Source organism: Actinotignum timonense, from assembly GCF_030216305.1.
Taxonomy (GTDB): Bacteria; Actinomycetota; Actinomycetes; order Actinomycetales; family Actinomycetaceae; genus Actinotignum; species Actinotignum timonense_A.
The window spans coordinates 337,556-351,582 of record NZ_JASOKT010000001.1 but is presented as its reverse complement, the minus strand read 5'-3'; the positions used below and the strand labels follow the sequence as shown (position 1 = coordinate 351,582).

Sequence of the window (14,027 nt, the reverse complement as noted above, 5' to 3'; positions counted from 1 at the left end):
CAGCCGCTTTTACCAGCCGTAATTATCCTTGGAGAAATCCACCGTGATCGCCCCGTCCTTCACTTCGAAGCGCAGGGTGCGGTTCACCCTGATATTGACCGGCCACTCCGATTCCTTCCACGGATCCTTCTCGCTGTAGCGCTGTTTGTAATTAATAACGGCCTTGCCCTTGATCGTGGCGGTGCCCACATAAGCGCCATTCTCGTAGCGCAGGCTGGAGGCCTCCACCTCGACCTTGGGTTCCTCCTTCCACGAGCGCCGAATCTCCGTCACCGCCTGAAAAACGGGATCGCTCATATTCAATTCGGGGCAGTCTTTCACCTCGAAGGTATCGGCAGGCATGCACGCCTCATACCGCGCATTCACCTGCTTTTGGATTTCCGCGGCCACCTCCGGAGTGAAGCTCGGTTCAATGGCGGCCGAGGAACCCGGGCCAATAACCGGAACGGATACGCTCTCCGCCTCCCCAAAGCTCACGAAGGTGTCACCGCCCTGGGCGCCCACCGTGTAGGTCCCCGGGAACGCGGGCAGCGAATAGTACTCGCTGGCGCGCTCGCCCTTCGTGGCCGGGTCCACCGTGGTCGAAAGATCGACGTCGACCCCATTGACGCTGAGTTGCGGCGTTGCGGAACGCAGCTCCACGGTCCCCAGCGGCGCATCAGTGACCTGCCACTCGGAGAAGAACAGGAATTTCTTGCCGCGCTCGCTGAGGGTGAGGTCAACGGGATATTTCTTCATATCGATGGTGAATTCCGCACTCACGTGCACGGTATTTTTCCCGCCCGGCTGGGATTGCTTAAAAGCGGAAATCACCTCAAAATCGGTGGGACGGTTCGTGGCCTTGCTGTAAATCTCGTCGCTGAGGAGCAGGCGCTCCCCGGACCGCACATTCGGGTCGTACACCTCAAGCGCAGCGCTGGCCTTCCCCTCCACAATCGCGGAAAGATACGCCTCGGCCGTTTTCTCCGGCGCGAATTTACTGGCCGTCACCTTAAAACCAATAACTCCCGCCACGACGAGCACCAGCAAAACCACCAGGCTAATCCACAATTTCTTATGGGATTTCTTTTCCCGCGGAAGCGCCGGGGCCGGGGCGGCGGCGTACATTCCGCCCGGCATTCCGGGGCCGGCGGCCGGGCTCGGCACGGTGCCGTACCCGCCCGGAGGCGCGTAGCCCTGCGGCGTGGTGCCGTAACCGGGCTGCGGTGCATAACCGGGAGCGGGCGGGTAACCCGGGGCCGGTACCGAATCCGGAGCTGGTAGCGCATCCGGGGCAGCCCCAGCACTGGCCGCGCTCGGAATATCCTCGAGCATCCGCGGAAGCGCGGTACGGGTGGGCGCGCCCGCATCAACATCGGCCGTGATCCACGCTTCCGGCTCACTTGGCGATAGGGGCGACGGCGCCGCTGCCGCGGGCGAATCCGCCGCGGGGATCTCCGCGGCGAGCGTGGCTTCCGGATCGGGCTGTGGGGTAGCTTCGTCTTCGGTAGGTTGCTCTTCGGGCTGCTCATCTGCGGCATGCGCGGGGGCCGGCGGCTCGGAGACCGGCGGCTCGTGGGCCGGCGGTTCGGGAGGCGGGGGAGGCACCGGGATCGCAAGCGGATGCGCAGGGGTAGCCTCGGGCCGGGCTGCCGGCGCCTCCTCGACAGGCGGAATCGTCCGGGTTAGCTCCGCGTCCTCCGGGCTCGGCGCAGAGGGAGTTGGCGCGGAGGGGGGCGGAGGTGGAGGCGGGGGCACCGGCGTGGACGATGGGAACTGATCAGGTCCGTTAGTCATAAGAAGTCCTTCCTCACAGATGGAGTACGGTGACGTGGAAGGTGGAACTCGCGTGATGAGCCCCGCCGTCGTACCTGTAGAGTTTTTCATAAACCCCACGTACCTAGGGTAACTGGGATACTGTTGCTACAGGAGAAAACTCCGTATATTAACCGTAGAAAGTATTGGTAGCTACACGGGGTTTTCGTCCGCGTTTTTGCGGTACGGAAATTCTATGGGAGAAAGTGGAACCGCTATGATGTACGATCCGCGCACAATGACCCTTGAAAACTTAGGCGACCCGCAGATTACTGCGCGGGATCTTGCCGATATTGCGGCCCAGCGCCCCGACCTGTGGGATGCTATTGCGGTTCATCCGCAGTGCTACCCGGCGCTGGTGTCCTGGATTCGCGAGCGTCAGGCCGAAGCCCAGGCGCAGCAGGCCCCGCAGTTTGCGCAGTCCCAGCAACCGGAAGCGCAACCGGCAACGCAGCCGGAAGAACAGCCCGCCGCGGAGCAGCCGTCTGGTGAATATCAGCAGCCCGAACCCCAGTTCCAGCAGCCCGCCGCGCACGCGCAGCAGGCCCCGCAGCCCCTCACCGCTGAGCAGTGGCAGGCCCGCTTCCAGCTGGATAACGGCCGCGAACCCACCTTGCGGGAATACCAAGAGGCCGTTGCCCAGGGCGCGGTAGCCGGGCCGGGGGTTCCGGATAATTCCGTGGGGGACATGAAAGAAGGTCTCAAGCAATTCGCCACCGGGGCCAAGGATTTTGTGAGTAACCGGGTAGCTCCGGCGGTCGCCCAGCAGGCCGGCGCGATGCGCCAGAGCTTCGCGGCTGCCTCCGCGGGGCGCGCTTCCAAGTGGAATGTGATTATTCCGGCGGTGCTCATCGGCGCCCAGGTGCTCGCGATGCTCAGCGTTTTCCTGCCGCTGGTTTCGAGCTTCGGGTTCTCCGTCAGCCTCATGACCGCAGATTCGGAAATCGGCTGGATGGTGCTGCTCTGCTACCTCATCGCGGCTGTTTTCTCCACGCTCGCCCTTGTTATCAAGAAGAAGTGGACCATGGCCACCGCCGGCGGGGTGGGCTTGCTCTTCGGCCTCCTGTGGTTCATTGGAATCATGAACGCTCTGTCCAAGCTTCCTGACTTCGCCGGTTTCGCCAACCTCGGATTCGGTTTCATTCTCCTGGTTCTCGCCACCATCGTGAATATTGCCTTCTCCATCTGGGCTATCGTAGTGGTGGTTAAAAAGTAGCAATAACGAGGATATCTTGCGGATATCAAGAAAAATAAAATTATAAAAGTGGGGCGGACAGCATAAATAATGTCCGCCCCACTTGTGTATGCGAGCGCTAAATCATCTCCGCTTCCTGGCGGCGCACCCGCGCCCCGCACAGCCCGTAGTAGGCCACGAAACCAATAATGAGAGCCAGGATCACGCCGATATTGCCCGAGCCGAGCGGACCGTCCACCCCGCCGATGAGGGGGAGGAGGTAGCCCTGCCAATCATTGAAGGGAGCATCGGAGAAGCCGTTGACTACCAAACCCCAGCCGATCACGCAGCACACCGCCAGGATGGCCAGCGAGGTCGTGTTGTACTTGCCGTAGCGGCCGGTGGGGGAGAAGAGTGCGGCGTCGTCGTAATCACGCTTACGCAAAGTAATATCCGCCATCATAATGCCGGTCCACGCGGCAAGCGGTACCCCCAGGGTGACCAGGAAGGACTGGAAGGGGCCGATAAAGGTGGGCGAGAAGAAGGTGACGTACACGGTTCCCACGGTGAGAATGACGCCGTCGATGAGGGAGGCGAGGGGGCGCGGAATCCGAATCCCCAGGGTCAGGAGGGTGAGTCCCGAAGAATAAATACCGTTAATCGCGCCCGAGAGCAGCGAGAGAATCGCGGTGAGGAGGAAGGGGAGGAGGAACCAGGTGGGCAGGATGGTGGCCAGCGCACCGACCGGGTCGGCGCCGATGGCTTCGGAGAGCGCGTCGTCCGAACCGGCCAGCATGAGCCCGAAACTAATGAGGACCACCGGGCCGAGGGAACCACCCAGGGTGTTCCAGAAAATAATATGGCTGCCGCGCGCCTCGCGGCTCTGGTAGCGCGACCAATCCGCCGCGATATTTACCCAGCCCAGGCCCATACCGGTGAGCACCATAACGAAAGCGCCGAGCATGGCCGCAAGCGAGCCGGAAGGGTGAGAGAAAAGCGCGGCGGCGTCGAGATGTGGGAAAACTAAAATAATATAGATAATGGTGGTGATGCCGGTGATCCAGGTGAGAACCGCCTGCATTTTCATAATAATGTGATACCCGGCCACCGCGCCCAGCACGATGAGGGTGGCCACAATGGCCGCCGCCACCACCTTGACCGTGGTGGAATCTTCCCCGGCCCAGCCCAGCCGCGCCAGCACCGTATTAGTGGCCAGAACTGCGGTAATGGCCAGCGAGGTCTCCCAGCCAATCGAGGTCAGCCAGGAAATAATGCCCGGAACTTTCGCGCCGCTGACCCCGAAAGCCGCGCGCGACATGACCATCGTGGGAACCGAGCCGCGTTTGCCGCCCAGCGCGATCACCCCGCAAATGGCGAAGGACAGAATCACGGCGATTACCGTGATGACCAGCGCCTGCGGGAAAGAAATACCAAATCCAAGCACCCACGCCCCGTAACTCATCCCGAAAACGGAGATATTCGAGGCGAACCACGGCAGGAACAGATGCCGGGGTTTCGCGGTGCGCTCACTATCGTCGACTATTTCGATACCGGTTGTCTCTATCGATGCCATAGGGACTATTTTTCTCCAGCTCAGCGGCGAATAGTAGAGGAAAAGCAAAATTCGGGAAGAGCAGACAGGGAGCGGCGGCCTCGTCTACCATAAAAGGGAAAAGTCACGCGGGAGCTAAAGTCATAGGAACGACGGCGCTACTTTGGCTCTGAGCTGGCCAAACGGATACGTCACCGGGAAGGAGTACTCCGTGATAGCGGGAATTGGAACCGATACCGTGGCCATCGATGCCTTCGCCCAGCAGCTGGATCTACCCGGCTCCCGCTTCCGCAATGTTTTTACCGCGAGGGAAATGCGCTATGCGATCCGCCGGGCCCAACGCCACACCCGCACTGAGGCCGCCGGGGCTTTTGCCACCCCGGCCGCGGAAGAAGCCGGATTTGAGACCGTTATCCCGGCCGTGGAGCTCGCCCCGCATCTGGCGGCGCGCTGGGCGGCTAAAGAGGCTTTTATTAAGGCGTGGTCGGCGGCGTTGTATGGCTCTCAACCGGTGCTGCCCGAGGGGCATTGGGATGCAATCGAGGTCACCAATGACCGCTGGGGGCGCCCCGCGATTATCCTCGGGGCACCGATAGCCGGGGCGGTCCATAAAACCCTGGGGAGCGTGAATATTCATGTATCCATGAGTCATGATGGCAACGTGGCCAGCGCCGTCGTTCTTATTGAATATCAGAACAATAGTGGGGCGCGGCGGGCCGCAAGCACGCACTAAACCCGCCTCTACACCCGCCCCTAAACCGCGCTACACCCCGAAGAAGCCGCCGCTATACCCCGAGCGAGCGGCCGCTACACCTCGAACCGGCCGGAAATAGACCCGCGGCTCGCTGTGTGAGAAGCAATAGCGCCGCGGTGGCGGCGTACACTACCGTGTGCCGGTACGAACGAAGCACTGAGGCGGTGGCGCGGCCACCGCGGGGAGCGGGCCCGCCCACAGGGGCGCCGCGATGAAGGAGCTGAGAAAACGTGGCACCAGAGCAAGCTGGACAACCTGGGCGAGCTGCACAAGCTGAGCGGGCCGAGCAACCCGAGCTAGCTGGGCAATCCGTGCAATCTGCGCAATCCGCCGAGCCGCAGCTGCAACGCGGTCTGCACGCCCGCCACCTCACCATGATCGCGGTGGGCGGGGCGATTGGCACCGGGCTCTTCGTGGCTTCGGGAGAAACAATCAGCCAGGCCGGCCCGGGCGGGGCCCTGGTGGCCTACGGGCTCATCGGCATGATGGTCTACCTCCTCATGCAATCTCTGGGCGAAATGGCGGCCTACCTGCCGGTGGCCGGCTCCTTCGAAGAATACGGGCGGCGTTTCGTTTCCCCCTCTTTCGGTTTCGCCACCGGCTGGAATTACTGGTACAACTGGGCAATCACGGTGGCCGCCGAGCTATCCGCCGCGGCGCTCGTCATGAAGTACTGGTATCCGGACACCCCTGGCTGGGTGTGGTCCGCGGTCTTTTTGGCCCTCCTCATTTTGCTTAACGCGCTCTCGGTGCGTACCTACGGGGAAGGTGAATTCTGGTTCGCTCTCATTAAAGTGGTAACGGTCCTGGCCTTTATCGCGGTGGGTCTGCTCATGATCGCAGGTGTGTTCGGGGCCAGCCCGGGGCTCGCGCACTGGACGGAAGGCGAGGCGCCTTTCGTGAACGGCGGTGCGGGCATCCTCGCGGTCTTCATGGTGGCCGGTTTCTCCTTCCAGGGCACCGAAATGGTGGGCATCGCCGCGGGGGAGGCCCGCGACCCCGCCACCACCGTCCCGCGCGCCACCCGCACAGTTTTCTGGCGCATCCTCATCTTCTACATCGGCGCGATCGTGGTGGTGGGCACCCTGGTGGCCTACAGCGACCCGAATCTGCTGCGCACCGACATCTCCGATATCGCCGTCTCGCCCTTCACTCTGGTATTCGAGCGGGCCGGGGTGGCTTTCGCGGCCGCGGTCATGAACGCCGTTATTCTCACCGCGGTGCTTTCCGCCGGGAACTCCGGACTCTACGTATCCACCCGCATGCTTTTCGCGCTTGCCGAACAAGGAAGCGCCCCGAAATTCCTGGCGCGCCTGACCCGCCGCGGCGTCCCGCTCAACGCCATGATCATCACGATTCTGGTGGCCACCGCCTGCTTCATCTCCTCCTTCATGGGCGACGGCAAAGCCTACGCCTGGCTCGTCAATGCCTCCGGGCTGGCCGGTTTTATCACGTGGATGGGCATCGCGTGGAGCCACTACAATTTCCGCCGCGCCTTCATCGCCCAGGGCCGGAGCCTCGACGAACTCCCCTTCAAGGCGCGGTTCTACCCGGCCGGCCCCATCGTGGCGCTGGTGATGTGCGCGGTGGTGATTGTGGGGCAGAGCTACCTCATTATTACCTCCGGCGGCGGCGCGCTCGACCTGCTCTCCTCCTATATCGGATTGCCGCTGTTCTTCGCCCTGTGGTGGGGCCACAAACTCGTCACGAAGAGCCCCGCCGCGGATTTGGCGCACGCCGATCTCAGCGCACCCAAGATTTCCTAAGCGCTGCGTTTCTGTGTCGCACCCCCGCGGTAGACTGTCGACCTAACAGCGAAGGCGTGGAAGGTGTGGAGGAGAGACATGAGTACACCACTGGATGAACCTTTGGCCGTGGCGGACCCGGAAGTTGCCGCGATTCTCACCGGAGAATTGCGCCGCCAGCAAGAAGGCTTGGAAATGATCGCGTCGGAAAACTTTGTTTCCCGCGCGGTCCTGCAAGCCCAGGGCTCTGTTCTCACCAATAAATACGCGGAAGGCTATCCCGGGCGGCGCTACTACGGGGGCTGCGAATGGGTGGATAAGGCCGAAACCCTCGCCATTGAGCGGGCAAAAAGCCTCTTCGGGGCTGATTACGCGAACGTACAACCCCATTCGGGGGCCTCGGCGAACGCCGCCGTCTACCACGCGATGGTGAAACCCGGGGCCAAAGTTCTGGGCATGGCCCTTGATCAGGGCGGGCATCTCACCCACGGCATGAAACTCAATTTCTCCGGGCGTAACTATGAGGTAGCCGCCTACCACGTCAATCCGGAAACTTACCTTCTCGATATGGATGAGGTGCGTGAAACCGCGCTGCGCGAACGCCCCGCCATGATTATCGCCGGGTGGTCCGCCTACCCGCGCCACCTGGATTTCGCGGCTTTCCGCTCCATCGCTGATGAAGTTGGCGCGGTGCTCTGGACGGATATGGCCCATTTCGCCGGCCTGGTGGCTGCCGGGCTGCACCCCAATCCCCTCCCGTACTCGGATGTGGTCACCACCACCATCCACAAAACCCTGGGCGGGCCCCGCTCGGGAATGATCCTCTCCGCCCGCGGGGAAGAATACGGGAAAAAGCTCAATTCCGCGGTGTTCCCGGGCAACCAGGGCGGCCCGCTCATGCACGTGGTTGCCGCGAAAGCGGTGGCCCTCGGCTACGCGGCCACGGAAGAATTCCGTGAGCGCCAACGCCGCACCCTGGAAGGCGCCCAGATCCTGGCCGCGCGGCTCACGGAAGCCGATGTGGCGCAGGCCGGCATCTCGATTATTTCCGGGGGTACGGATGTGCACCTGGTCCTCGTGGACCTGCGCAATGCCGCGATCAACGGCCGGGAAGGGGAGGACCTGCTGGGCAGCATCGGTATTACCGTCAACCGCAACGGGGTTCCCTATGACCCGCGCCCGCCCTTCGTTACCTCCGGGCTGCGCATCGGCACCCCGGCCCTGGCCACCCGTGGCTTCGGCCCGGAAGAATTCACGGAGGTTGCCGATATCATCGCCCGCGCTCTCATCGGCGGGCACGCCGCGCCGGTGGAGGAGCTGCGTGCCCGGGTGCGCGCCCTCGCGGACCGTTTCCCGCTCTACGCCGGCCTCGATCAGGTCGGGGGAGGTTCCGGCGCTCCGGGTGCATCGGGCACTCCGGGCGCATCGGGCACTTCGGGCGCATCCGGGAACGGCTGCTGTGGTGGGCACGCAGCTAGTGCCACCCCTGGAAGCACCTGTGCACAGAGCGGGGAAGGCGAGTAATGGCAGCGCAACTTTTGGATGGGCGCGCGGTTGCCTCCGCTATCAAAGATGAACTGCGGGTGCGGGTGGAAGCACTGCGCGCTCGCGGTTACACTCCCGGACTCGGCACCGTGCTGGTGGGTGATGACCCGGCCTCCGCGGCATACGTACGCGGCAAACACCGCGATTGCGCGGAGGTGGGTATCGCCTCTCTGCAAGTGGAACTGCCGGCTAGCGCCACCGCGGCAGAAGTGGCCGCTGCGCTGCGCGAACTCAATACCAACCCGGCCTGCACCGGGTACATCCTCCAGCTCCCGCTCCCAGCCGGGCTTCCAGAAGCCCGCCTCATCGAAACGATTGACCCGGATAAAGATGCCGACGGGCTCCACCCGATCAACCTCGGGCGCTTGGTGGCAAGCGTGAGCGGCCAGCTCACCTTCCCGCTGCCCTGCACCCCGGCCGGTATCGTGGAGCTCATCGAACGCCACGGGCTCAGCCTTGCCGGTAAACACGTGGTGGTCCTCGGGCGCGGAATCACGGTGGGAAGAAGCATCGGCCTTCTCCTCACCCGGAAAAATATCAACGCTACCGTCACGCTCTGCCATACCGGCACCTCGAATATTCCCGAGCTGTGCCAGCGCGCTGATGTCATTATCGCCGCGGTGGGCCAGGCTGGTTTCGTTCGCCCGGAATGGGTGGCGCCCGGCGCCGTCGTTATTGATGTGGGAGTAACTCGGGAGCGCACCGCGGAAGGAAAATGGCGCACCCTCGGGGATGTGGACCCAGGCGTACGCGATCACGCAGCCTGGGTATCACCCAATCCCGGCGGGGTAGGCCCGATGACCCGCGTCATGCTGCTCAGCAACGTCGTCAATATGGCCGAACGCTGCGCGGGCGCGCAGGCCGCGGCAGCACAGATCCTCCCGGAGCGCTCCGGGGCAGGGCATGAAGGGGAATGAGATGCGGATAAGCACCGTCAATGTCAATGGAATTCGCGCGGCCGCGCGTAAAGGAATCGCGGCCTGGCTGGAAGCCACCGCCGCGGATATCATCCTGCTTCAAGAAGTACGTGCCCCCGCGGATATCACCGCAGATATTTTCGCGGGCACCGGCTACCGGATCTACACGGCCGTTTCCGATATCAAAGGCCGGGCCGGAGTCGCGGTCGCGGTGCGGGAAGGCATTGGTGTGGGTGAAGTCCGAGATCACCTGGGCGTGGGCGCGGATGGAAAGCCCGTCAGTGAAGAAGCGCCGGTGGATAGCGGGCGCTGGCTTGAAGTGGAACTCCCGGATGACCAGCTGCGGGTGGTGAGCGCCTACCTGCATTCAGGAGTGGCGGATAATCCAGAAAAGATGGCGGCAAAATACGCGCACCTGGAACGGGTAAGCGCCCGCTTAGCGCAATTCGATCCGGCCGCCCGCACCCTGGTCGCCGGGGATTTCAATATCGTTCACACCGAAGCTGATATTGAGAACTGGAAGTCTAACCACAACCGCACCTCCGGGGTACTCGACGATGAAATCGCCTACTTGGATCGGTGGTTCGGTGGGCCCTGGGTGGATGTGCAACGAGCCCTGCTGGAACACAACGGGCACGAAGGCAAAGGCCCCTACACCTGGTGGAGCCAGCGCGGCAAAGCTTTTGATAACAACGTGGGTTGGCGTATCGACTACCACATGGCCAGCCCCGCGCTTGCCGCCACCGCACAAAGCTTCGCCATCGGGAGGGCACCCTCCTACGCCGAGCGTTGGTCCGACCACGCCCCGCTCACGGTGGACTACCAACTCGAGAGCTAAGCTCGTTGAGGAATCAAAAACTTCTGTTTTTGTCGTAGGCCTCACGTACCATGGCTATGTGACACAGCAGAACACAGTGATGGATAGGACTTCCCGGGCTCTCGGGGTGGATCGGCGCGGGCGGCAAGCCGCCCGGCGCGGCGCACCCAGCGGGGCCCGGGTGGCGGAAAGCGGCATGGGCGGCGTCGTACATAAAGGAAAAGCCCTCCTTGAATGGGTGCAAGGCACGCGCATCATGCGGGGGATTGGCCGTTACGGTAAAGCCCGCGGGGGCCTGCTCGCCGGTGGAATCGCCTACTCGGCGCTTTTCGCCATCACCGCGGCGCTCACCATTTCCTGGACCGTGTTTATGGCCACCCTCGGCAGGAACCCGCAGCTGCGGGAAACCGTGGTCGATGCCGTCAATGCGGCCCTGCCCGGCATCCTCCAAGATTCCTCCGGGGAAGGGCTCATCAACCCCGATGACCTCATCCTCTCGGGAACCTCGGTAGTGGCAACCGTCATTGCGGGCGCCGTGCTGTTGTGGACGGCCATGTCTATTATGGCCGGGCTCTCCACCGCCATCGGAGCCATGTTCGGGGTGAATCAGCGAACCGAAAACGGCGTGGTGAGTATCCTCTTCCGGCTGGCCGGATTCGTGGTGCTCGCCCTGGGGATCCTCACCTCCGCGATTATCGGCTCCCTCGTCGGCTCGGTAGGAACCCTGCTCCTCACCCACCTGGGGTTAGATGGAGCCCTCGTGCAATTCGGAACTAAAATCGCGGTCTTCCTGCTCGCGGCCACCGTCGATGCGCTCGTCATCATGTTCATTATTCGCTTCACCTCCGGGATTCGGGTACCCCGCCGCGATTTCATTACGGGGGCGGCCCTCGGCGCGTTCCTCCTCTCCATCATTCGGGTGGTCGGTACCTCCGCGGTATCCAGTGTGTCCGGGAACCCGCTTCTCGCTCCTTTCGCCGCTATCGCCACCCTGCTGCTCTGGCTCAACCTCGCCTCGCGTATCGTGCTCATGGTTTCCGCCTATATGGCTAACCCGCCCCGGGCTTACGTGGCACAGGATCCGGAAGAACTGCGGGCTACCACCACACCCAATTACGTCACCCTTTCCGTTCCGGAAACACTCACGTGGCCGCATGATCCCATCACGGGTTCCTTGCTACCCGAACCGGATAACGCCACCGAAGATGAGGGAGAAGAGCTGCCCGAATGGGGTGGTTTGGCCGGGAACCTGGCTCGCTGCCGGGCCGAAAAGCTAGAATCAAAGGCGCGTGAGGCGCAGCTCAAAGCTGAGGAAGCTCGCGCGCACTACGTGAACGGGCAACGCGAACTCGCCCGCTCGCAGCGAAAGGATAGCTAGGCGTGACATTCCATGCGATTATTCCCGCCGGGGGAGCCGGCTCACGGCTGTGGCCACTCTCGCGGGCCAGCCACCCGAAATTCCTGGTCGATTTTGGATCCGGGCACACCATGATTCACGATACGGTGACCCGGCTAGCCCCGCTTACATCCAGTATCTACACCGTGACGGGCACCGCCCACGCCGCGGCTGTCCGCGAGCAACTCGCCGATATCCACACGCCCCTTCACTACGTGGTTGAACCGAGCCCGCGCGGCACCATGGCTGCCATCGGTATCGCCGCGGCGCTCGCTCACCGCTCCGACCCAGATGCCCTGGTCGGTTCCTTCGCGGCCGATCACCGCATTTCTAATACTGCGGCGTTTACTACTGCCGTACGCACCGCGCTGCACGCAGCAGAGCGCGGCTACCTGGTTACCCTCGGGATTACCCCGACCGGGCCGGCCACTGGGTTCGGCTATATCCGCGCCGGTGGGCCGCTCGCCGGTGGGCCGCTCGCGGGTGGGCAGCTCGCGGGCGATACCGCTGCCTTAGCGGTAGAAAAATTCGTGGAAAAACCGGATGCGGATACCGCGGCAAGCTATCTAGCGCAGGGTGGCTACTACTGGAACGCCGGGATTTTCGTGGCCCACGCGGCCACCCTCATGGATATGCTCGCCGAATACCGCCCCGATATCGCGGCCCCGCTTCGCCAGCTAGCCCAGCTGTGGGATCTGGACTCGGTCCAGCAAACCGCGCAGGTAGAAGAACTATGGGCCTCCATCCCGAAGGAGGTCATTGACCGGGCGGTAGCCGAACCGGCCGCGGCGGCCGGGCGGGTGGCCGTGGTTCCCGCTGATATGGGCTGGTCCGATGTGGGGGATTACGATTCCCTCGCCGAAGGCATCCCGGCCGGGGAACTTACCACCCAGCGGATCCCGGGAAACACGGGGGCTCCGGTGCTCGCCATTGATGCGCCGGATTCACTGGTGTACAGCTCGACGAAGCCCATTGTTGTGGTGGGGGTGCCGGGCGCCGTCGTTATTGATACCGAAAACGCACTGCTGGTGACCACGCGGGAGAAAGCACAGGACGTCAAAAAGGCCGTGGACGGTCTGGACGCGGCCGGGCTAGCGGATCTGAGATAGTTTTCCGCTCCGCGTAGCGGGGTGGAAGGCGCGCAGGCAGCGAAGGACAATAGAAACCATGAACACACGCGACTATCGGCGCGGGGCGCAAACCCGGCGCGGCACCCAGATTCCGCCCGTCACCGCGGATACCAAGCTGCTTTCCAACCGCAGCAACGGGGACTGGACCCTCAGCGATCCGTGGCGAGTGCTGCGCATCCAATCCGAATTCGTGGAAGGGTTCGGGGCGCTCGCCCACGTGCCGCCCTGCGTCTCGATTTTCGGTTCGGCGCGCACCGGGCGCGACTCCCGCTACTACCGGGTGGCCGAAGAAACCGCCGATATCCTCAGCCAGCAGGGTTTCGGAATTATTACCGGGGGTGGGCCGGGGATTATGGAAGCCGCCAATAAAGGTGCCGCGGCTAATGACGGCCTCTCCATCGGCCTCGGGATCGAACTCCCGCACGAACAGGGCCTCAACGAATACGTCAATCTCGGCATTGAATTCCGCTACTTCTTCGTGCGCAAAACAATGTTCCTCAAGTATTCCCAAGGCTTCGTGGTGCTCCCGGGCGGTTTCGGCACCCTCGACGAACTCTTCGAAGCACTCACCCTGGTACAAACCGGTAAAGTTGCCGGATTCCCGGTGGTGCTGGTGGGCAGTGATTTCTGGGGTGGCCTCGTGGAGTGGATCCGCGGGCGCCTGGTCAACGAAGGTATGATTTCGCCCGCAGATCCGAATATTTTCACCGTCGTGGATACCGCTCGCGAAGCTGTTGATGCTCTTATCGCAGGTCAGCGCTCCCTCACGGCGGAACAAGCCACGCGACAAGCTCGCCGCGAACAGGTGGCAGACTTCTAGTAGAATTAGGGGTGACGTTAGTCGCATAGTTGCGGCGAACAGGAAGGAAACCACTATGGCAGCTATGAAGCCACGCACAGGTGATGGGCCGCTGGAAGTCGAACGTGAAGCGCGCGGAATCGTGGTTCGTATTCCGGTGGATGGCGGCGGACGCCTCGTCCTGGAACTCAACGACGAAGAATGCGTCAGCCTCAAAGAAGCTCTCGCAAGCGTGGAGAAGTAACCACCACCAACCTATCTGTACCTACTACCTATCCGGGGGCCAGCCAGCGGGCGCGGCCCCCGGATACTGTGCGTCCGGAGCGCGGAGCTCTCGGAAACTGGCGGATACTATGTGTTCAGAAACCTGCGGATAGTATGCGTTCAGAAACCGGCGTACTCAC

The 14,027-nt window shown here is 62.9% G+C and carries 11 protein-coding genes and 1 pseudogene; 10 read left to right on the top strand and 2 right to left on the bottom strand.

All coding sequences use genetic code 11. The features are described 5' to 3' along the window. Window positions 1-9: 9 nt before the first annotated feature. On the bottom strand, window positions 10-1,587 hold the full coding sequence (locus QP305_RS01585) for a hypothetical protein (RefSeq protein ID WP_284903514.1): 1,578 nt from the start codon (window positions 1,585-1,587) through the stop codon (window positions 10-12). A 445-nt stretch (window positions 1,588-2,032) separates the two neighbouring features. Here QP305_RS01585 and QP305_RS01580 point away from each other — a divergent pair, with 445 nt between their 5' ends. Then, window positions 2,033-3,010 carry a hypothetical protein gene (locus QP305_RS01580; protein WP_284903513.1) on the top strand — a complete coding sequence of 326 codons (978 nt, stop codon included), beginning with the start codon at window positions 2,033-2,035 and terminating at the stop codon, window positions 3,008-3,010. A gap of 97 nt (window positions 3,011-3,107) precedes the next feature. Here QP305_RS01580 and QP305_RS01575 read toward each other — a convergent pair whose 3' ends face one another. Further along, window positions 3,108-4,541, bottom strand: a complete 1,434-nt coding sequence (locus tag QP305_RS01575) for a purine-cytosine permease family protein (RefSeq protein ID WP_284903511.1) — start codon at window positions 4,539-4,541, stop codon at window positions 3,108-3,110. A gap of 190 nt (window positions 4,542-4,731) precedes the next feature. Between QP305_RS01575 and QP305_RS01570 the strand changes: the two genes are divergently transcribed. The 9 genes and pseudogenes from QP305_RS01570 (at window position 4,732) to QP305_RS01530 (ending at window position 13,867) form a co-directional block, all read left to right on the top strand. Further along, complete coding sequence (locus tag QP305_RS01570) at window positions 4,732-5,253, top strand: holo-ACP synthase (protein ID WP_284903509.1); 522 nt, start codon at window positions 4,732-4,734, stop codon at window positions 5,251-5,253. A gap of 332 nt (window positions 5,254-5,585) precedes the next feature. After that, window positions 5,586-7,040, top strand: a complete 1,455-nt coding sequence (locus QP305_RS01565; protein ID WP_434736380.1) for an amino acid permease — start codon at window positions 5,586-5,588, stop codon at window positions 7,038-7,040. Between the two features lie 78 nt (window positions 7,041-7,118). Then, window positions 7,119-8,396 (top strand): annotated as a pseudogene (gene glyA / locus QP305_RS01560) (serine hydroxymethyltransferase); the annotation flags it as partial. A gap of 146 nt (window positions 8,397-8,542) precedes the next feature. Further along, window positions 8,543-9,481 carry a bifunctional methylenetetrahydrofolate dehydrogenase/methenyltetrahydrofolate cyclohydrolase gene (locus tag QP305_RS01555; protein ID WP_284903505.1) on the top strand — a complete coding sequence of 313 codons (939 nt, stop codon included), beginning with the start codon at window positions 8,543-8,545 and terminating at the stop codon, window positions 9,479-9,481. Between the two features lies 1 nt (window position 9,482). Then, window positions 9,483-10,319 carry an exodeoxyribonuclease III gene (locus QP305_RS01550; RefSeq protein WP_284903504.1) on the top strand — a complete coding sequence of 279 codons (837 nt, stop codon included), beginning with the start codon at window positions 9,483-9,485 and terminating at the stop codon, window positions 10,317-10,319. 58 nt (window positions 10,320-10,377) lie between these two features. Continuing rightward, window positions 10,378-11,676 carry a YihY/virulence factor BrkB family protein gene (locus QP305_RS01545; RefSeq protein WP_284903503.1) on the top strand — a complete coding sequence of 433 codons (1,299 nt, stop codon included), beginning with the start codon at window positions 10,378-10,380 and terminating at the stop codon, window positions 11,674-11,676. 2 nt (window positions 11,677-11,678) lie between these two features. Continuing rightward, on the top strand, window positions 11,679-12,803 hold the full coding sequence (locus tag QP305_RS01540; protein ID WP_284903502.1) for a mannose-1-phosphate guanylyltransferase: 1,125 nt from the start codon (window positions 11,679-11,681) through the stop codon (window positions 12,801-12,803). Window positions 12,804-12,861: 58 nt separating this feature from the next. Continuing rightward, the gene (locus tag QP305_RS01535) at window positions 12,862-13,644 is read left to right on the top strand and encodes a TIGR00730 family Rossman fold protein (protein WP_284903501.1); all 783 of its coding nucleotides are present in this window, start codon (window positions 12,862-12,864) and stop codon (window positions 13,642-13,644) included. A 55-nt stretch (window positions 13,645-13,699) separates the two neighbouring features. Next, on the top strand, window positions 13,700-13,867 hold the full coding sequence (locus tag QP305_RS01530) for a DUF3117 domain-containing protein (protein ID WP_016442993.1): 168 nt from the start codon (window positions 13,700-13,702) through the stop codon (window positions 13,865-13,867). Window positions 13,868-14,027: the final 160 nt, after the last annotated feature.